Source organism: Bacillus sp. EB106-04-04-XG123 (genome assembly GCF_058791855.1).
Window position 1 is genome coordinate 26,824 of the sequence record NZ_JBYTDZ010000004.1, and the last position, 19,216, is coordinate 46,039.

Consider the following 19,216-nt stretch of genomic DNA (forward strand, 5'->3'; position numbering starts at 1 on the left):
TTGATGCCATTCATGGAGGTTCAGAATGTAAGCAAACGATATAGAAATGGTGATGGGATAGAGGATCTGTCATTTTCCATCGAACCAGGGGAGGTTGTGGCGCTGCTTGGGCCTAATGGTGCCGGGAAGACGACAACGATTCGGTGTTTAACAGGTCTATATAAACCAGATGGAGGGGAAATTCTCATAGAGGGTTTCCCGCCTGGTCATTCCCATGTCCAAAAACAAGTAGCTCTTATTCCTGATCAGCCGTATTTGTATCCAGACTTAACGGCTGCTGAACATGTTCAATTCCGGGCACGTGGATATCATAAAGGCTTAAAACAGATCAAGGAAAAGGTACATGAAGCGTTGAAAGAAGTACATATGGAAAAGAAGATGAATGAACTGTGTGGAAGGCTTTCAAGAGGCCAAAAGCAGCGTGTCGTCTTAGCAGGAGCCATTGTTCAAGATGCCTCCCTTTTTATATTAGATGAACCGACTGTCGGGTTAGATATTCCGTCTAAACAGTGGCTGTCGGATTGGCTGAGACAAAAAAGCAGTCAAGGTGGGTCGGTCTTTGTGTCGACTCATAGTCTGGAGTTTGTCCTTGATACGGCTAGCAGGGTTGTATTGATTCGAGACGGTGCCATCATGAAGAGTATGGATGTTCCTCAATTAAAGGAAGAACAGGTTGAGTGGAGGGCAGAAGTTATTCAACTTTTGGGGGAGTGGTCAAGTGAATAACACACTCTCCCTTTTATGGATGAAATCTCAAAGGCGCTTGATCAGTAAAAATCAAGAAAAGAAAATGCCTTTTCTGATCTTACTTCTTTTCATAGCGGCAATTGGTTTTCAGCTAAGCGCAGTTTCAAGTATGGGTGATTGGGATACAAGTGCAGCAGGGTGGATCATTGTCTGTTTGTTTGTTCTTTATACGGGTTTTGGTTTGTTTACGAATCGGCTGCCTAGTCAGATGAACGATATCATTTGGTTCTATGGAAATGGCACTTCTTTATGGACGGTTGTTATCAGTGTGTGGATGTATCACATTTTCTGGAGAGGGGCTCTTCTCATTTTCTCTGCTGTAGCTGCCGATCTACTCCTGTTTTTTATGACGCAGCAGTACCCGTTTCTGCTTGGAAAATCACTCATTCTGACAGGGCTGTTATGTTTGGTCGAAACTTGGATGATTGCGGTTTCTTGTGCTAGAACCATTCGAGTATACAAGCGTTTGCTCTTACTCGGTTTTGTCTTGATGTTTTTCAGCTTTGCACTGCTTGTTTTGAATCAATTGGTGATGAAACAGCCTTCATTGATGAACATTGCTGATTCTTTGATGTTTCAAGCTGGACGTATGATCGAAGAGTTCTCCATTCTTTCTGTCTTCATTTTTATTGGAGTGATGTTTCTATCTTTCATGATGATGTACAAGGCTAGTCATCGTTTAGAAATGAAGGAGTCTTTAGTCAAGGAGGCAGTATTTTGGGAGGAATTTGAGGGGAAACATATTCAATCAAGTCCAATCGTTCAAAAAAAGAGCAGGACATGGTGGGGACTTCCAGCATTAACGGGCGTTTGGGCTTTTCTTTGGATTGAATTATTGCTGATAAAAAAGTATATGATTTTCCATGTACTATCTACTATGCTGTTAATTGGTACTTACTATGTTGTCTTTACTTATTTTTCAGATTGGCTGAATCTATTCTTGATCGTCATCGCGGTATCTGTTCTTTTTAGTTCATATTATGCAGGGATTGTAAGACATGCGCAAACAGGAGCGCTTTACCTTTTTCCAGGCGTTTTATATCAAAAAATCATTCTGTTAGAGGTGTTTCAAACCTTTTGGCTGTATGCTTTCTACTTGATTTCTCTTTATTTGGTCGAGATTCAGGATGTTTTGTATTGGACCTTATTTGGTGGAGGAGTTTATATATGGTTTTTAGCCATACGGTTCTTTGCCTTTATGCAGCCTTTTAGACGAGAAAGGAGTTTTGCTTTGACCGCCTATTATCGATCATTGGTATTTGCGTCTGTGATCAGTGCTATGGTCATAATTAGCATTCATCTCATCACTGATGGCTTGTTGACTACAATTGTATCCCTAGTGGCTGGAGCTGGATTTTATGTGCTTTGTTATCGATACCGTGCGGTTCATTAAAAAGAGGAGTTGATTGTAAATGAAACCAGAAAATAAGCTGTCTCAATCCGTTCAACAATTGGCCAATACAAATGAAGTAACGATCGTTCAAGCAATGGGGGAGTTGAGAAAATCAGGAAAAGATGCAGTGCCCGTGCTTGTTGAAGCTTTAAAAGAAAAGGGGTCTCTGCGAAATATTGCAGCAGCTGTACTGGGTGAATTTGGAGTGGATGCAGAGGATGCAGCTGAGTCCTTAGCTCATCTCTTAGAGAGTGACGAAGAGGAGACAAGAATGGCAGCTGCTATCTCACTCATGAGGATTGGCCAGTCCAGCTTGCCATTCCTTCTACCATTAGCGAAACGTTATGAGGGACCTACATGTTTTTGGGCATCATGGTGTATCTCTTGGATTGATCCATCAAAAATAGAAAAAAACATGTACGAGTGCTTAAAACAAGAACAAGAAAATCCTTCAGGAAACGTTGCGCCTTTTGCTGCAGAGGAAGCTTTAGGGAAAATTATCGCTTTTCAGCTAAAGGAAAAGGGTGATGAATAGTGGGCACGCAAAAACTCAACTGGCCCGAGCATCTTCCTTGGATTTACCCTTCAGATCAAAGGAGTGTACCTAAGGGACAGCATCAGCTTCTTTATTTTTGGTCAGTCAGCTGTCCTCATTGTGAAGAATTAACCAATCATATTCTACAACGTGTGAATGAGCTGGGTATTCATTTAACCTGTGTCCATGTTCCATATACAGAAGAGGAAAAATCGGAAGATGTTGTTTCAGAGTATGTAGAGGAAAAGAATATAACCGCTCCTATTGTATTGGATCAAGATTATGAGATTGTTGCAAAGTATAAGATTCAAGGATTACCTAGCTTTTGCCTCTTTGATCAAGATGGGCAGTTAATAGATCGGAAAATGGGAGATACCGGCTGGGAAAGAATTTTGAAAAAGTTAGAAAAACATTCAATTGGATAAGTGGAGGAGAGAGTGTTGTTGCAATCAAACAAAGAATTAAAAAGAAACGTCATTTTTTTCGCAGGTGTTGGAGCGGTTTTGCTGATTTTAATGATGCTGAAATGGTTGCCGATTTCTGCAGACTGGGAAATGGCGTTGATTTTATTCGGTTTGGGAATGTTGTTTTATTTGGAGCGAATGCTGCGGAAAGAAGAAAGTCATAAGTCATAATTATTCAGTATGATACCTAGAATGTATATTCTAGGTTTTTTTATTAAATTTACCTTAAAACACACCTTTTTCACATGGGGATATGAACCAATTTTTTAAAAGTGTGGTAGGATAAATATGCTTTATCTTTATATTTTCCGAAGGAGCTGTCGAGTTGAAGGGATCTAGGGTTGAGTTTATTGATAGTTTACGTGGTTTTAGTTTATTAGGTATTTTGATCGTGAATATGCTTAATTTTCAATATGATTATGATTTTGAGAAAATGTTTGATTCGAGTTTTTGGGGGCAGGAATTCGGTGTATATGTGACGGAAATTTTGTTCCAAGGGTCTTTTTATCCGATCTTTTCCTTTTTGTTTGGGTATTCTTTTATCAAGCTGATTGAATCGACGAAGGCCAAGGGGCTAAATACGAATGCCATTGTCGTTCGCCGTGGTTTTGGTCTGATTGTGCTTGGGATGCTGCATTATATCTTTATTTGGAATGGTGACATTCTTCTTTATTATGGAGCTTGTACGTTTTTCTTAATGATGTTTTTGAGAAGCCGGATTAAAACAATGCTTATTTGGTCTGGTGTGTTAGGGGCGTTATCTTTAGTCGTTGTGCCATATATGATGAACCTCGTTTATGGGAACGATGAACTTTTAACTGATGTGTATGCGAAGGGTGCTTATGGGGATATTTTGCTCAGCCGGATTACGGTTGAGGACGATATGATGATTGTGACTATTATTCTGGCGATCGTGACCATTATGTTCATGCCAATACTAGGGTTTCTTTTCGGTACTATGATGGTGGGACCGTTCATCTTGCTAGGCATGGTGATTGGTAAACGAGGGCATCTCACAGAAGAAGATCGAGGGATGGCCTATCGCAAAGGCTGGGTCTGGGTCATTGTCGTCGGCCTTGCACTAAAATGTGCGACGTTCATTGATGCGCCTTGGAGTGAATTGGTGATGATTCTTGGTGGTTATGTGCTCGCGATCGGTTATATTCAGGCTTTTATTGTTTTCTACTATTCAAAGGCAGCCGAAGGCCTTAAACGTCTGCTTGCAGGGCTTGGCCGTTTGTCTCTATCAAACTATTTAGCACAGTCGATTATTTGTACAACGATTTTCTATTCTTATGGACTTGGTTTATTTGGACAATTGGGGTCAATGTTTGGGCTGCTTCTTGCTGTCGGACTGTACACAGCACAGCTGTTCATCAGCTATCTCTATTTGAAAAAATGGAGAAGAGGTCCTGTGGAGTGGCTTATGGGAAAATGGGTATATTGGAAATAAAGCATTTTGTTAAAGAACCGTATGGCTTCAGGCTGTGCGGTTTTTTCGTGTATTTTATTTTAAAATGGTTGAATATTCTTCTAGTGTGTATATATAGTATATATAGTATATATACATTATTTCGTTCCAACTATCTGAAAAAAGAGGTTTTTATATGCAAATTACGATTTCAAACCATTCTAAGGAGCCCATCTATGAGCAAATTACGAATCAAATCAAATCGATGATTTTAACGGGTGAGCTTGCAGAAGGCGCAGCACTGCCGTCTATTCGCAAGCTGGCGAAGGATCTACAAATTAGCGTGATTACAACAAAGCGAGCGTATGAAGAGTTAGAGAAGGCAGGATTTATTTATTCAATTGTAGGCAAGGGATCTTTTGTTGCGGAACAAAACGTAGAAGTGATGAGAGAGAAGAAATTGAAGGTGATCGAGGAACAGCTTGGAGCGGTTGTCACAAACGGGAAAGAATTAGGCTTATCTTTTGATGAATTGCAGCAGTTATTAAAGTTCTTATATGAGGAGTGAGATGAGTGGAGCATGTGATTGAATTCAAAGGAGTTTCGAAACGATTCAAGGATTTTTCAGTTCAGAATCTCGATTTACAAGTTAAGAAAGGCTTTGTTACAGGGTTTATTGGAGAGAATGGAGCGGGTAAGTCGACCACCATTAAAATGATCATGAATTTGTTAAAACCCGATTCAGGTGACATCAAGGTTTTTGGATTGGATTATCATACTCATGAAAAAGAGATTAAGGAACGAATCGGTTTTGTTTACGATGCTAATGTTTTTTTCCCAGGATTGAATTTAAAAGACATCAAACGAATTGTGGCACCTGCCTATAAACGCTGGGATGACCAGCTTTTTGAGCAATATATTGAGCAGTTTGGTCTGCCGCTGAATAAAGCGATCAAAACATTCTCAAAAGGGATGCAGATGAAGGCGTCGCTTGCGATTGCGCTGTCACATCATGCAGAGCTGATTATCATGGATGAGCCAACTGCTGGTTTAGATCCGGTTTTTAGAAGAGAGCTGCTTGGCACGTTACAAGAATTGATGATTGATGGAAATCGGACGATCTTTTTCTCGACGCATGTGACGACTGATTTAGACCGGATTGCGGATTATATTGCGTTTATACAAAATGGAAGATTGGTCTTTCAACAGTCGATTCATGAAGTGGCAGAAAGTTATGCGCTTGTGAAAGGAAGCCTAGAGTTATTGGATCGAGACACAGAAAAGGCCTTTGTCCATATCCAGCGTACAGCAGCCGGATTTGAAGCATTAACCGATCGGATTGATGAAGTGAAACTCATTTTTGGGGATGCTGTTGTGATTGAACCGGCGTCGCTTGAGGATATCATGTTTTATTTGAAAGGCGGGGTTGCGCATGTTTCATTTAATTAAGCGTGATGTGATTTTGCAAAAGAAACAGTTACTTATTTTTATTCCGTTTATCTTATTTTTTATTTTCATGGATGTCCATCCAGTATTGACGTTTCTAGTCGCTAGTGTCTTCATTCCATTTAACACATATGCATATGATGAAAAGGCAGAAACAAATATTCTATTAAACTCCTTGCCCTATACACGTAAAGAAATTATCGCATCACGTTATCTTGGCGCCATTTTCTATATGAGTATTGCGATCGTGCTGACAAGTGCTTCATTATTTGTGTTTGGGAAGCTGTTTTCGCTGTCAGATATTGCGATTGGTAGCGGGTTGTTTTTATTGTTTGCGGCGTGTACGTTTCCATTGTTTTATATCTTAAAGCCCGGTTATATCACAACGGCAGTGATCATTGGCTTTATCGTATTATCTGCTATGGGACCGCCTGTTGTTCTCTATTTAGCAGAGCAATTCAGTGGGATCACTGATTTTATTATGAATTTGTCGATCCCTATTTTATATACGGGGTCAGCTGTGCTGATTATGCTTTTCTACCTGCTGTCTTGGGGGCTTTCTACTGCGATTTACCAGAGGAAAGTGTTTTAATTCAGATGATCATATCATTTATCGAGAATCATTCATTTTGAGGCAGGACTTTCAAAATGGATGATTCTTCTTTTTTTGAATCATGGGAAATTGACATACATTTGAAAAGAGGTTATGATTACTTAACATAATGTTAATTATTTTTAACATCATGTTAAGTAAAGTATCCTTCAAGAAAGGAATCTGAAATGGAGATTAAAAATAGAATCAAGGTGTTACGCGCTGAAAAAGACTGGACACAAAAGGATTTGGCAGAGAAGTTAGGTGTGACTCGTCAAACGGTGGCAGCGATTGAAAATGGTAAATATTCTTTGTCTTTAAAACTAGCATTTCAAATTGCTAGAACATTTGAAGTTGATTTGTATGATGTATTTCAAGAGGTCGACAAGGAGGAACAACAATGATGACGACGATCATTCTTTATTCTTTGATTTTCCTTTCTGTTATAAGCACGGCCTTTCAATTTAAGAAAAGTCGTGAATATAAACATGATGAACGAGGTCAATTTATTTTAGCGAAAGCAGGAAGTTTTTCTATTATAGGTATTGCCTTAGCCTATATATTGGTTGCTGTTATCCAAGCTTCGGTCCATCAATTCTCATCTCCAAGAGAATGGTTTTATATAGCGATTACGTTTATGTATGTATCAAGTGTTTGCGCAAATACAATTGGTATCATCTATTGTGAAAGGAAATATTAATTCATCGCTGAATGTAAGCTAGAGTTCTTCATCATGAAGGGAAGAGAAAAACCAATGAAAAAAATATTGAGAATCATGTTGATATCTATATGTACTCTTATCACGGTCATGGTTGTTTTTCTAGCTACTGTTTACTTTGTAAACCTCATTAGTAATGAAAGGGAGAAGGGGAAAATAGAAGTTTATGGGCAAAAGGTTTTGGTGGACGGGAAGCAGATGAATGTGCTCATTCAAGGCGATGGGAAAGAAACGATTGTACTTCTCCCGGGCTATGGAACTGCTTCACCCGTGCTGGATTTTATGCCGCTAGTAAATGAATTATCACCATATTATAGAGTCGTAGTGATTGAACCATTTGGATATGGTTTAAGTGACGATACAGATAAAGTACGCACAAGTCAAAACATTGTAGATGAGATTCATGAATGTTTGCAGAAGCTCAACATTAAAAATTATACGTTGATGGGGCATTCGATTTTTGGCATTTATGGATTAGAATATGTAAATCAATATGAAAAAGAAGTGAAAGCATTTGTTGGAATTGATAATAGTGTTCCGAAGCAGGAAACGGATGAATTGCCGGTTTCCAGCTTGCAGCTGCTTCATCAATCCGGTTTTTACAGATTGATAGTGAAAATGAATCCAGATCAACTCGTGATGCCTAACGTGGATGATCAAACGAAAGATCAGATTAAAATGCTGACCTTCCGCAATTTCTTGGATGAAAGCCAAGCTAGTGAGGCGGAAAATTTTAGAAATAATTTTAAAAACGCTCAACGCTTACATTTCCCTAAGAATCTCCCCGTTGTTTTCTACTTAGCGGATGAAACGGAGGAAGAAACACCAAGCTGGAAACCGATGCATGAAGATCTTCTGAAAAAAGTAGATCACGGAAAAGTTGTTACTTTCAAAGGCGGCCATTATTTGCATCATACGAAATCTAAGGAAATAGCAGCTGATTTTAGAGAATTTCTATCTATCAACGAGAGTCACCGATAGTGATGGATTCTGGTGGGGCTTCGGCATCGTCGATGTTCAGTTTGAACTTGAGAAGACCGTGTGAGCGGTCTTTTTTTATTTTATATAAAGAACCGATATTGACAGTTTATTATCAAGTAGATTAAAATACATACCAACGGTCGGTATGTAAAAGGAGGCGTTTTAATTGGCCAGAAATAAATATCCAGAAAAGACGATCAAGCAAATTTTAGATGTGTCGACGAAGCTGTTTCAGGAAAAAGGATTCGAAAAGACAAGTTTGCAGGATATCATGCATGAGTTGAACATGTCTAAAGGGGCTATTTATCATCATTTCAAATCGAAGGAAGAAATATTACGTGCCGTGATGGAGAGGCAATTTCGCCATGCGACTGAGAAGCTTGAAGATTTGATTGAGCATACAGAGGCATCGCATGCGAAAGAGAAGCTGCAGCGTATTTTAGAGCAGCTGGTGGCAGATCCGCAATCTCATTCGATTGATGGGATCTTGGTTGATCAGATCAAAAACCCGCAATTTGTGGTGGAGGGAATGAAGGCAGGCGTAAATGAGGATGCGCTTAAAATCAAACAGCTGATTCTTGAAGGGATTGAGGATGGTTCGATAACGACTGCTTTTCCTGGTGAAGTGGCAGAAGTGTTTATGCTTCTCGTGAATATATGGCTGAACCCAACACTATTTGCTCGTGATCAGAAGGAAACTAGTCAGCGTTTGCTGTTTTTACAACAGATGATGAAAGGGCTTGGAGTGGATGTGGTGAGTGATCTATTCATTCAAAAGGTCACAGCGCATTATGCTGGGATTGGTGGATATGATCAGCCTGAAATCTAACTGGTCAAATAAGAGACAAAAGGAGAATTTATTTCATAGGAGGATGCCTTATGCTTCACTTCATAAAACTAGAGCTAAGAAAAAATCATATGAAAAATTACATTCAAGCTAGTATGATCGCAAGCTTTGTACTGCTGGTGTTTATCTATTTTGCAGCGTTTGCTGCACGGGTTGAACAGGAAATAGGTTTTCAGCAATATCCGAATATCTATTTGTTGACCAGTATAGTATGGATGATCTTTTTTTCGATCGTCACATCATGGATGTATTGTCGAGTAGTGGTGAATACATTGAAAGAACATGAAGCTTATTCACCAAGTTTGAAAGCATCACTCCTTCCGAGAATGGTCTGGATGCTGTGTTTTTCTACGATTGCTACGCTGTGTAGCATCATTCCTTCATTTGTTGTGTTTAGTGTTACTGAAACGTTCTTTCCTATTGTACAGGATGCGCTGACTGCTGATGTGATGTTCAATGTGATCAAAACGTACCTAGTATTTACTTGCTGTATCAATGGTATTGGCATGATTGCGATGAGAGTGGGATTAATGAAGAAATCTACCTTCATGACGATCATGACTGCGATTGTTCTATGTGCTGTTTTAGGAAACGTATGTATTGCAGTTGATGGAAATGATCAAATGAATGTCATTTTGTCAGGAGTCATGGTCGCAGCTGTTCTGATTGTAATGTTGGAATTGTGGGCCAGTATTCACCCGGCTTCAAGCGAGATAAGCCACGATGAAAAAGGAGGGAGACATGTGGAGCATACGGTTCAAATTGAAGAATTGGTCGTAGAATTATCGCTTGATTGGCTGCTCGGAGAGGTGCGTATCCATCACCATGATCATCCTTATCTCATCATTCGTCAAACGACCAATCAAGTCTTTCCAAAGCGCTATTTGCTGCATCATCAGGTAAAAGGTGGGCGGCTGGTCATTCAAGATAGACGAAAAAGAATATTCAGCTTAGGACTGCACCTTTATCAAACAGATCTCACTATTTATCTTCCGAAAAATCAAATACAGTCTATGTCCATTCGTTGTAAAGGAGCAAATCTTCAGGCAGAAGAACTGAATGTGGAAAATGCCTATGTTCATTTAACTTCTGGAAAGACGTTGCTAGCAAGTGAAATCAAGCGTCTCCATTTAGAGACAGTTGGTGGACTTATTTCTAGCCGGCAGCTGGCCGCGCAGACATTGTCATTGCACGCCACATCGTCAAAAGGTGAGTTGATGGGTGCTTTCTCAGATGTTGATCTGCATGTAACAGGTAGAAGGATACAAATTCATTCTACAAGCATGTTACATTCACTTAAGTCTATTTCAACTGGAGCATATGTCAAAGTGGCGATTCCAGAAAATGATGGGTTTACTTGTTATGTAAAGAAAAGATCTGGCACTTTTCGAAATGACTTTTCTTGTCACCGAGAGAAGGAGAACTTGGTGCATAAGAATGGTCAAAGATCCTTTGAGGTTGATATAAGAGGTGGTCATTTTCTATTAAGTCATCAGCATTGAAGTAACTTTCTTCCCTTGATTCAATATATCAATATAAAACAATTTGAAACTATTTTTATGTCAGAATATTTTGTTAATAGTGTTTTCCTCAAAAAAACAATTGTTTTTTAAGGGTAGATTTATTATGATAATATACATCGAAAGATTGATGTTTCTCAATCAGAATGAAAATTCTGATTTTTATTTTTTATGTTGTTTGTTGATGAGGGGGAAGAAAAGTGGCTCAAAAGGAATTAAAGAGAGGGTTAAGTGCCCGTCATATTCAAATGATCGCTCTTGGCGGCACAATCGGTGTTGGCTTATTTATGGGGTCAGCGAAGGCCATTCAATGGACAGGTCCATCGGTTCTTCTAGCTTACGCAGTGTGTGGTATTTTTATCTTTTTTATTATGCGAGCGATGGGAGAAATGTTGTATCTTGAGCCGAGTACAGGGTCGTTTGCTACATTCGGACATCAATATATTCATCCGCTTGCAGGGTATATGACGGCTTGGAGTAACTGGTTCCAGTGGGTCATTGTCGGAATGTCTGAAATTATTGCTGTTGGGGCTTATATGAAATATTGGTTCCCAGAGCTGCCTGCGTGGATTCCAGGGTTAATTGCGATGATCATTTTAGGAGCGGCCAACTTGATTTCGGTTAAGTCATTCGGTGAATTTGAATTTTGGTTTGCGATGATCAAAATTGTGACGATTATCTTGATGATTGTTGCAGGTCTAGGCATTATTTTCTTCGGATTTGGAAATGGCGGGACGCCTATTGGCTTGTCTAATCTGTGGGCGCACGGCGGGTTCTTTACAGGTGGATTTAGCGGATTCCTGTTTGCGTTGTCTCTAGTCATTGCTGCTTATCAAGGTGTCGAGCTGATTGGGATTACAGCGGGTGAGGCGCAAAATCCCCAAAAGACGCTGACCAATGCCATCAAAAGTATCATCTGGCGTATTTTGATTTTCTATATTGGTGCGATCTTTGTCATTGTGACTGTTTATCCGTGGGATCAGCTGAATACGCTTGGCAGTCCATTTGTGGCGACGTTTGCGAAGATCGGAATTACAGCAGCGGCTGGTATTATTAACTTTGTTGTGATTACAGCAGCGATGTCAGGCTGTAATAGTGGTATTTTCAGTGCGGGACGTATGCTTTATACATTAGGTGTAAATGGTCAGGCGCCTGCTTTCTTTACAAAAATTTCGAAGAATGGTGTACCGTATTTTGGGACATTCGCTGTGCTGATTGGTCTAGCGATAGGAGTTGTTCTGAATTATGTTTCTCCGCCAAACATTTTCGTCTATGTGTATAGTGCGAGTGTTCTTCCTGGGATGGTGCCTTGGTTTGTCATTTTGATTAGTCATATTGGCTTCAGAAAGGCGAAAGGGGCAGCGCTTGAAAAGCATCCGTTCAAGATGCCGCTAGCACCAGTTTCTAATTATCTCACTATTGGTTTCTTATTGATGGTTCTTGTGTTTATGCTCATTAATCAGGATACACGTATTTCTCTTATTGTGGGGATTGTCTTCTTGATTGTTGTAGCACTTAGCTTTTTTGTATTTGGAATTGGAAAACGAAAACCGATTGAAACAGCTTCTACTGATCAAACGGTGAAATAATCAAAAGCCTTGCGGAGTGGACCGCGAGGCTTTTGTCGTTTACAGAGAAGCTTTGACACGCTGAAAGACATCTGGATAGTTGGTGAAAAGACCGGTGACGCCGTATTGCAGAAGACGTGTCATGTCTGCTTCGCTGTTGACCGTATATGGATGAAGGAGCAGTCCGTGGCTTCTGACCTGCTGGACGTTTTCAGGTGTTAAAGCTCTAAAATTCGGTCCGACTCCCACGGCGTACGTTTTAATAAAGTCGAGCTGATCGTCTGTGATGGATGTCATTTGGGCTCTGTCTAATAGCTGTACTTTTGGCAGGCGTGGAGCTAATTTCTGCAGCTTTAGCAGGCTGTCTTGACTAAAGGATTGTATGATAACCTGCCCTTTTCTTGTGTGTTTCCCAAGAAGATGATGTTTCTTTAAGGCGGCCAATAGTTTTTCTTCCATTTGCGGATAAAGGTCTGGTTTTTTTGTTTCAATATAATAATTCTCTCGTTTTCCGAAATAGCGCAGCACCTCATCTAATGTAAGGACTCTCTGTCCGATATAGTTGGCATTTTGTCTGTCGGGATTGGCTTCGTTAAACCATGTGCCCGCATCAAGCTGTTTGATTTCGGCAAGTGTGAGGTCTTTGACCCAGCCTGTTCCGTTTGTGGTCCGGTCAACGGTTTCGTCGTGCATCACGATGAGATGTCCATCCTTTGTCATTTGAAGATCGAGTTCGAGGTAATCTGCATTCATCTTTGTGGCTAGTTTATAGGAAGCCAGGGTATGCTCTGGTGCATACCCTGATGCTCCGCGGTGTGCAACGGTTAAGATGCGATCTGGAGATAAAAGATGTTCATGAGCCGACATGGTGGCCGGCACCCACGCAAAAGACAGTAAAGCAAAAGAGAGCAACACGAAAGCAAGTAATCTACTTTTCTTCATATTTTAACCTCCTTTTACGGTAACTGCCTTCATCATAAGAAATAGATGTAAAGAGCATGTTGGGCGGATATGAATCTTTTATGTGATTTTCATTAAGCTTGCTCTACGCGTTTTCCTGTATTCCATGTCATCGCGAGGAAAACAATCGCAAGCACACAAGAACCAACCAGTAAAATGAAGCCTCCTGTCCAGTCATAGTGATCGACGACGACACCCATCATGGCATTGGCAAAGGCAGAGCCGCCAATGTAGCCGAAGAAGCCTGTCAGTCCGGCAGCAGTGCCAGCTGCTTTTTTCGGAGCGAGATCAATGGCTTGAAGTCCAATGAGCATAACAGGTCCGTAAATCAAAAAGCCGATGCTGATGAGGGCAATGTTATCGACCATTGGATTGCCAGCAGGATTTAGCCAGTAAACGAGAACAGCAATTAACACCCCGACCATAAAGATGACGCCAGCTGGTGCGCGGCGGCTTCTAAAGAAGCGGTCACTGATCCATCCGCACAATAATGTACCGGGAATGCCTGCATATTCATAAAGAAAATAAGACCAGCGTGAATGCTCTGGTGAAAAGCCCTTTGCTTCTGTTAAGTAGGTCGGCGCCCAGTCAACGACACCGTAACGGACGAAGTACACAAACACGTTGGCAATGGCGATATACCATAGGAATTTATTGTTGAGTACATATTTAAATAAAATCTCTTTCACTGTTAATTCTTTTTCTTGATCCTCATAATTCTGTGCCGGATAGTCATTTCGATATTCCTCGATTGGCGGAAGACCAGTGGATTGCGGGGTATCCCGTACGAGAAGAATGATCACGAAGGAGACGATAATGGCAATGATGGCAGGGAAGAAAAAGATACTTTTCCACGTCGCAAACAGTACAATTCCTAATGTGATAAGCGGTGCAAGAATCCCCCCGCCGATATTGTGAGCGACGTTCCAAATGGACATTTTCGTACCACGTTCACTAACCGAAAACCAGTGCGCCATCGTACGTCCGCATGGCGGCCATCCCATGCCTTGAAACCAGCCATTTAAGAACATGAACAAAAACATGATCCATACACTGGATGTGACCCATGGAAATGAGACAAATAGGATATTGATAAGAGCTGATAAAAAGAGTCCGGCAGCTAAAAAGTACCTGGGATTACAGCGGTCTGAGATCATCCCCATGATGAATTTACTAAAGCCATAAGCGATAGATACGGCTGCGAGTACAAAGCCTAATTCACTTTTCGTGAACCCCTCTTCCTGTAGATATGGAATGGCAAAAGCGAAATTTTTGCGCAGCAAATAGTAGCCCGCATACCCGATAAAGATGCCTAGAAAGACTTGCAGCCGCAGCCGCTTATAGGTCTCGTCTGTTTTGGCATCATCAAGCCTGTCGATATGCGGAGCAGGTTTAAACCATTTGAACATAAAGATCCTCCTTTTGTAGATGTCCGATTGACTGAAGCAAAAGTACGAGAACTGCTTTTGATCCTGTACCTTTTCAGAGACAAAAGAATTGTTAGCGCTTTCTTTTGTACTCCCATCATATCGGATGGAAGAGACGTTTATGATGAGGCTTTTGTCATAAATTTGGAAAAATGGTTCGTGAAGTAACAAAAAAATCCGCACAATGGCGGATTTTTTCTTAGCTGTTACAGAGACACATTAATTTTCGCAGATTTCTTTAGTTTTTCAATTTCTTTTTGTACTTCTTTCTGCTTTTCTTGAGATTCTAGCTGTTTTTTAATTTGTGATTTAACCTCTTTGTATTCTGGTGCTTTTTGCTTTTGTTTTTTCATTTGGTCTGCGTATTGGTCATAGTACGCTTTGACGTCTTTCTCAGAGACGGAGGCTGATTGGATTTCTTTGTCGACATATTGGCTGTACTTGATGCTGTCGGCAATGTCACTTTTCAGCTGATCCAATGTAAGTCCGCTCTTTTTCAGTGCTTCTTCGAATTGAGCGTTGTCTTTAAACTGTTTCTTTTCTTCCTTTAGCTGCTTATCTACTTCTTTGTCAGAGGCTTTGAAGCCCTTCTTCTCAGCATCTTGCAGGATGAGCTCTTGGCCTACGAGCGCATCAATGGTTTGTTTCTTGACTGCTTTCTCGCCTTCTTTAGAAGTTGGGTCTTGCCCGGACTGCTGAAGCTGGCCTTGGATGGTAGATAAGGCGCTATTGTATTCACTGCCTGTGATTTTGTCTTTGTTGACGGTCGCAACGACCTTTTGATCATCGATTTTTTGTGCGTCTAATTTCTTTTGCATTTCTTCCATTTGCTTTTGCTGTTCTTTTTGATCAGCCTGTGTTGTTTCCTTGTTTTTGGCTGAATCGTTTTGCTTATCTTGTTTGGCATCGTTTGACGAGCAGGCTGCAAGTCCAACAGATAACAAACAAGCGATGAGTGTGTATGATACCTTTTTCATCATTTTCTCTCCCTTCGGTATGAGAACGTCTAGTGCGCATTCTAACCGTTTTTTAGGAAAAATAAAACCGTACAGACGATTTGTTAGCGGATTGACATGTTTTTTATCTGTTTGTCCTCATTTTGTCTTCTCATAGTCATCATATGACAAACTTAATCGTGGAATAACTGTTCCATCACTTCGTCGATTTGGGTGATCGGCTGGCGGCAGCTGTAGTTTTCACAAATATACACGGTGGTTTTGCCATCGATTGTTTTGTAATCTTTTGTAAAGGGCGCGAGCTCCGCTAATTCTTTCCCTGTTTCGGCAGTCAATATGATATCAAATGGCACGAAGCGTTTTTGAAGAGCCTGTAAAAGCTGTTCTTTTTGAGGGTCGCCGTTTTTTCCGAGAATGATGATTTCTCTTTTCGTTGCATATTGACTTAAGAGCCCTTGCAGAAACGCTGTATGACCGCTTGGATAGGACGAGACATCGACATAAAAGGCTTGGAACATCTGATCTAATGTGTCTAGCCAATCCTGACGTCCGGTCAGTCTGCTTAGCATGAGAAGGTGCTTGAGTGCAGTGCTGTTGCCAGAAGGCATGGCACCGTCGTACACTTCTTTTTCTCGAACAAGGAGCGCTTCCGCATCTGAACCTGAGAAGAAAAAGCCCCCTTTTTCCTTGTCCCAAAACAGCTCAAACATGTTCTCCGCAATGGCTGTGGCTTTTTCCAGCCAATCTAATTCAAAGGTCGCTTCATATAAAGACATATACGCTTTTAGCATATGCGCATAATCCTCGATAAAGCCGAGATGCTTCACGTCACCTTCTCTGTAGCGGACCATGAGCCGCTCATGTTGAACAAGATGTGTTTCTAGAAAAGACATCGCCTGCTGCGCCATAAGAATCGCTTCCTCTGCATCAAAGACCCTTCCTGCTTTGGCGAGTGCTGCGATCATCAGCGCATTCCAGGATGTCAGCACTTTGTCATCGACAAGCGGCGCAGGTCGTTGCTGTCTGACGGATTTTAAAATGTGTCGGGCTTCTTGCAGTTTGGATTGAAGGTTTTTATCGTCGATCGAAAAAGAGGCCTTGATGTTCTCAAATGAGGTGGAAATCGTATGGGGAATGTTCGCCCCTTCAAAATTCCCCTCTTCTGTGATGTGATAGACTTCGCAAAATAAAACGCCAAGCTCCTCTCCTAAATGAGTGATAATTTCATCCTTTGACCAGACGTAATATTGTCCTTCTTTTCCTTCGGAATCTGCATCTATCGCTGAATAAAAGGAGCCATCCGGATTCATCATATCTTGTTTAATAAATTGAATCAGACGTTGGACAAGCTTTTCATACTCAGGTTTTGAGGTGAGCTGATACGCTTCTGTGTAAGCTTCCATCAGCAAGGCGTTATCATACAGCATTTTTTCAAAATGCGGCACAAGCCATTTTTCATCCGTCGAATAACGTGAAAAGCCCGACCCAATATGGTCGTATATACCGCCATTTGCCATGCCGTCTAACGTTTTCGTGACTGCATATAATGCGTTCTCCTGCCCTGTCCATTCGTAATAGCGCATCAGAAATGAGAGCATATGAGGTGCAGGAAATTTCGGCGCGGAGCCGAATCCGCCATACAGCGTATCAAAGCTGCTCATGAGCTGGTAATAGGCTTTGTGAACTGCCTCTTGAGAAAGCGTATTTTCTGTCTGCCCTGCTGCTTTAATCCGCAGATTATTTGTCGCTTTCTCTGCCAATGATTCAATATGATCTCGGTCGTTATGATACGCATCCAGCAATTGTGTCAGTGCCTCGATAAAGCCAGGGCGCCCGTATGCACTTCTCTTTGGAAAGTACGTCCCCGCATAAAAAGGCTTTTGATCCGGCGTGACAAACACGTTCAACGGCCAGCCGCCTTGCCCCGTCATCATCTGACAAACAGACATATACATAGAGTCGATGTCTGGACGCTCCTCACGATCGACTTTGATCGAAATAAAATGCTCATTTAAGATGTCAGCGACTTGTTGATCTTCAAAGCTTTCGTGTGCCATGACGTGGCACCAGTGACAAGTGGCATAACCGATGCTGACAAGCACAGGTTTATTTTCACGTTTGGCTTTATCGAATGCTTCTTGCCCCCATGGGTACCAGTGTACTGGATTGTGAGCGTGCTGAAGGAGATATGGTGATTTTTCATGGATGAGTGGATTGGGTGTTTGGTTGTTTGGCATGGGATCACCTTCCTTTCTATATGTTTTTTAGTATTCTCTTTTCTCTATTTAATATATCAGATTGCTGTTGCCCGTCATCATTTGTCTGTGAGGTATTCCCAAAATGAAAAAATCAAGGGCTATAAACCCTTGATAGCTACATCAATCGTAATGTTTTAACAAGATGGCTGAATTATGTCCTCCAAAACCAAAAGAATTGGATAGCCCATATTTCAATGGAAGCTGTCTTGCTTCTAATACAACATCTAAGTTGCAGTCTGGATCTTGATTCTCTACATTAATAGTTGGCGGAATCATTCCTCGTCTCAAACTTTCCACTAAAGCAATGGCTTCTACTCCGCCGGCAGCACCAAACATGTGCCCCGTCATTGATTTGTTTGCCGTTGTTGGAATTTCACCTGAACGTTCACCAAATAATTTCTTAATAGCTAGAACTTCTGAACGATCACCTACTTGTGTACTTGTTGCATGAGCACTAATAACATCAATTTCATCTGTTGATATGTTTGCACTTCTCAATGCTTTTTTCATGGCTAAGTAGGCACCCTTACCTTCTGGGTGTGATGCTACCATATGATGAGCGTCTGAACTAGCTCCGTATCCCACTACTTCACATAATATCGGTGCATCTCTAAGAATTGCGTTTTCTAATGATTCTAATACTAAGATACCTGCGCCTTCACTCATCACAAAACCATCTCTATCTGTATCGAATGGACGGCTGGCTCGACTTGGGTCTTGGTTTCTAGTAGATAGTGCATGTGCGTTTCCAAAACTGGCCAAAGATATTTGTGAGACGGCAGCTTCTGCTCCACCGGCAAATATAATATCTGCATCATCATTTCGGATCGCATTGAAAGCTTCACCAATAGAGGTGTTCCCAATAGAACAAGCTGTGACTGGTGACAATGATGGCCCTTGTGCCCCTAATCTTATGCTGATTTGGGCCGCAGCCGCATTTGAAATCATCATGGGGACAAGGCTGGGGCTTACTCTTGAGGGACCTCGTTTATCTAATACATTCACTTGATCAACAAGCGATTGGATACCCCCGATTCCTGAACCAACATATACGCCTAAACGTTCAAGATCAACTTGATCTAACTGTAATTGTGAATTTTCTAATGCTTGTTCGGCTGCTGCTAAGGCAAACTGACTAAAGCGATCTAAACGTTTTGCTTCTTTTCTTCCCAATATTTTATCTGCATCGAAATCACGAACGATTCCAGCTATTTTTGTTTTATAATCAGTTGTATCAAAAGAATCAATGAGAGATATTCCCGATTGTCCTTTCATTAGTTGATTCCAAAAGCTATTTACATCATTTCCAAGTGGAGAAATAATTCCCATTCCAGTAATGACAACTCTTTTCATGATCATTCCCTCCTTGTTTTTATTAACTTTAGCCATTGTG

General features: G+C 41.0%; 20 protein-coding genes. 15 read left to right on the top strand and 5 right to left on the bottom strand.

Features of this window, described 5'->3' with window-relative positions; genetic code table 11:
- Positions 1 to 3: 3 nt before the first annotated feature.
- The 15 genes from AC3WTB_RS13165 (at position 4) to AC3WTB_RS13235 (ending at position 12,243) form a co-directional block, all read left to right on the top strand.
- Positions 4 to 726, top strand: a complete 723-nt coding sequence (locus AC3WTB_RS13165; RefSeq protein WP_492333809.1) for an ABC transporter ATP-binding protein — start codon at positions 4 to 6, stop codon at positions 724 to 726.
- On the top strand, positions 719 to 2,140 hold the full coding sequence (skfF, locus tag AC3WTB_RS13170; RefSeq protein ID WP_492333810.1) for a sporulation killing factor system integral membrane protein: 1,422 nt from the start codon (positions 719 to 721) through the stop codon (positions 2,138 to 2,140). The genes AC3WTB_RS13165 and skfF overlap by 8 nt, the downstream gene beginning before the upstream one ends.
- Positions 2,141 to 2,159: 19 nt before the next feature.
- Positions 2,160 to 2,675 (top strand): HEAT repeat domain-containing protein, encoded by a 516-nt coding sequence (locus tag AC3WTB_RS13175; RefSeq protein WP_058837207.1) that lies wholly within the window; start codon positions 2,160 to 2,162, stop codon positions 2,673 to 2,675.
- The gene (locus AC3WTB_RS13180; protein ID WP_492333811.1) at positions 2,675 to 3,100 is read left to right on the top strand and encodes a TlpA family protein disulfide reductase; all 426 of its coding nucleotides are present in this window, start codon (positions 2,675 to 2,677) and stop codon (positions 3,098 to 3,100) included. Before AC3WTB_RS13175 ends, AC3WTB_RS13180 begins: the two co-directional genes overlap by 1 nt.
- A gap of 12 nt (positions 3,101 to 3,112) precedes the next feature.
- Complete coding sequence (locus AC3WTB_RS13185) at positions 3,113 to 3,310, top strand: hypothetical protein (protein WP_099662841.1); 198 nt, start codon at positions 3,113 to 3,115, stop codon at positions 3,308 to 3,310.
- 154 nt (positions 3,311 to 3,464) lie between these two features.
- Positions 3,465 to 4,592, top strand: coding sequence for a DUF418 domain-containing protein (locus tag AC3WTB_RS13190; RefSeq protein WP_492333812.1), 1,128 nt, complete (start codon positions 3,465 to 3,467; stop codon positions 4,590 to 4,592).
- A 154-nt stretch (positions 4,593 to 4,746) separates the two neighbouring features.
- Complete coding sequence (locus tag AC3WTB_RS13195; RefSeq protein ID WP_039176077.1) at positions 4,747 to 5,118, top strand: GntR family transcriptional regulator; 372 nt, start codon at positions 4,747 to 4,749, stop codon at positions 5,116 to 5,118.
- 5 nt (positions 5,119 to 5,123) lie between these two features.
- On the top strand, positions 5,124 to 5,999 hold the full coding sequence (locus AC3WTB_RS13200; RefSeq protein ID WP_492333813.1) for an ABC transporter ATP-binding protein: 876 nt from the start codon (positions 5,124 to 5,126) through the stop codon (positions 5,997 to 5,999).
- Positions 5,983 to 6,588, top strand: coding sequence for an ABC-2 transporter permease (locus AC3WTB_RS13205; RefSeq protein WP_492333814.1), 606 nt, complete (start codon positions 5,983 to 5,985; stop codon positions 6,586 to 6,588). The genes AC3WTB_RS13200 and AC3WTB_RS13205 overlap by 17 nt, the downstream gene beginning before the upstream one ends.
- Positions 6,589 to 6,776: 188 nt before the next feature.
- Entirely contained in the window at positions 6,777 to 6,992 is a 216-nt protein-coding gene (locus tag AC3WTB_RS13210; RefSeq protein ID WP_039176085.1) for a helix-turn-helix transcriptional regulator, read from the top strand.
- Positions 6,989 to 7,288, top strand: a complete 300-nt coding sequence (locus AC3WTB_RS13215) for a hypothetical protein (protein WP_047204161.1) — start codon at positions 6,989 to 6,991, stop codon at positions 7,286 to 7,288. Before AC3WTB_RS13210 ends, AC3WTB_RS13215 begins: the two co-directional genes overlap by 4 nt.
- Before the next feature lie 54 nt (positions 7,289 to 7,342).
- Entirely contained in the window at positions 7,343 to 8,287 is a 945-nt protein-coding gene (locus tag AC3WTB_RS13220; RefSeq protein WP_492333815.1) for an alpha/beta fold hydrolase, read from the top strand.
- A 196-nt stretch (positions 8,288 to 8,483) separates the two neighbouring features.
- A complete protein-coding gene (locus AC3WTB_RS13225) occupies positions 8,484 to 9,116 on the top strand; it encodes a TetR/AcrR family transcriptional regulator (RefSeq protein ID WP_492333921.1) in 633 nt (210 codons plus the stop codon).
- Between the two features lie 50 nt (positions 9,117 to 9,166).
- Positions 9,167 to 10,636 (top strand): DUF4097 family beta strand repeat-containing protein, encoded by a 1,470-nt coding sequence (locus AC3WTB_RS13230; RefSeq protein ID WP_492333816.1) that lies wholly within the window; start codon positions 9,167 to 9,169, stop codon positions 10,634 to 10,636.
- Between the two features lie 218 nt (positions 10,637 to 10,854).
- Entirely contained in the window at positions 10,855 to 12,243 is a 1,389-nt protein-coding gene (locus AC3WTB_RS13235; protein WP_492333817.1) for an amino acid permease, read from the top strand.
- A 39-nt stretch (positions 12,244 to 12,282) separates the two neighbouring features.
- Here AC3WTB_RS13235 and AC3WTB_RS13240 read toward each other — a convergent pair whose 3' ends face one another.
- The 5 genes from AC3WTB_RS13240 to fabF all read right to left on the bottom strand — a co-directional run bounded on the left by AC3WTB_RS13240 (position 12,283) and on the right by fabF (position 19,176).
- Positions 12,283 to 13,164, bottom strand: coding sequence for a glycerophosphodiester phosphodiesterase (locus AC3WTB_RS13240; protein WP_268473040.1), 882 nt, complete (start codon positions 13,162 to 13,164; stop codon positions 12,283 to 12,285).
- 92 nt (positions 13,165 to 13,256) lie between these two features.
- Positions 13,257 to 14,591 (bottom strand): glycerol-3-phosphate transporter, encoded by a 1,335-nt coding sequence (glpT, locus tag AC3WTB_RS13245; protein WP_268473041.1) that lies wholly within the window; start codon positions 14,589 to 14,591, stop codon positions 13,257 to 13,259.
- A gap of 224 nt (positions 14,592 to 14,815) precedes the next feature.
- A complete protein-coding gene (locus AC3WTB_RS13250; protein ID WP_492333818.1) occupies positions 14,816 to 15,586 on the bottom strand; it encodes a SurA N-terminal domain-containing protein in 771 nt (256 codons plus the stop codon).
- Positions 15,587 to 15,738: 152 nt separating this feature from the next.
- A complete protein-coding gene (locus AC3WTB_RS13255) occupies positions 15,739 to 17,802 on the bottom strand; it encodes a thioredoxin domain-containing protein (protein ID WP_492333819.1) in 2,064 nt (687 codons plus the stop codon).
- Between the two features lie 141 nt (positions 17,803 to 17,943).
- Positions 17,944 to 19,176, bottom strand: coding sequence for a beta-ketoacyl-ACP synthase II (gene fabF, locus AC3WTB_RS13260; RefSeq protein WP_492333820.1), 1,233 nt, complete (start codon positions 19,174 to 19,176; stop codon positions 17,944 to 17,946).
- Positions 19,177 to 19,216 lie beyond the last annotated feature (40 nt).

Excerpts from the sequence above, each read along its gene's own strand:
- AC3WTB_RS13240 (WP_268473040.1), bottom strand. The coding sequence starts at position 13,164 with ATGAAGAAAAGTAGATTACTTGCTTTCGTGTTGCTCTCTTTTGCTTTA.
- AC3WTB_RS13250 (WP_492333818.1), bottom strand. The coding sequence starts at position 15,586 with ATGAAAAAGGTATCATACACACTCATCGCTTGTTTGTTATCTGTTGGA.
- AC3WTB_RS13165 (WP_492333809.1), top strand. The coding sequence starts at position 4 with ATGCCATTCATGGAGGTTCAGAATGTAAGCAAACGATATAGAAATGGT.
- AC3WTB_RS13230 (WP_492333816.1), top strand. The coding sequence starts at position 9,167 with ATGCTTCACTTCATAAAACTAGAGCTAAGAAAAAATCATATGAAAAAT.
- AC3WTB_RS13255 (WP_492333819.1), bottom strand. The coding sequence starts at position 17,802 with ATGCCAAACAACCAAACACCCAATCCACTCATCCATGAAAAATCACCA.
- AC3WTB_RS13215 (WP_047204161.1), top strand. The coding sequence starts at position 6,989 with ATGATGACGACGATCATTCTTTATTCTTTGATTTTCCTTTCTGTTATA.
- AC3WTB_RS13195 (WP_039176077.1), top strand. The coding sequence starts at position 4,747 with ATGCAAATTACGATTTCAAACCATTCTAAGGAGCCCATCTATGAGCAA.
- AC3WTB_RS13175 (WP_058837207.1), top strand. The coding sequence starts at position 2,160 with ATGAAACCAGAAAATAAGCTGTCTCAATCCGTTCAACAATTGGCCAAT.
- AC3WTB_RS13220 (WP_492333815.1), top strand. The coding sequence starts at position 7,343 with ATGAAAAAAATATTGAGAATCATGTTGATATCTATATGTACTCTTATC.
- fabF (WP_492333820.1), bottom strand. The coding sequence starts at position 19,176 with ATGAAAAGAGTTGTCATTACTGGAATGGGAATTATTTCTCCACTTGGA.
- glpT (WP_268473041.1), bottom strand. The coding sequence starts at position 14,591 with ATGTTCAAATGGTTTAAACCTGCTCCGCATATCGACAGGCTTGATGAT.
- AC3WTB_RS13205 (WP_492333814.1), top strand. The coding sequence starts at position 5,983 with ATGTTTCATTTAATTAAGCGTGATGTGATTTTGCAAAAGAAACAGTTA.
- AC3WTB_RS13210 (WP_039176085.1), top strand. The coding sequence starts at position 6,777 with ATGGAGATTAAAAATAGAATCAAGGTGTTACGCGCTGAAAAAGACTGG.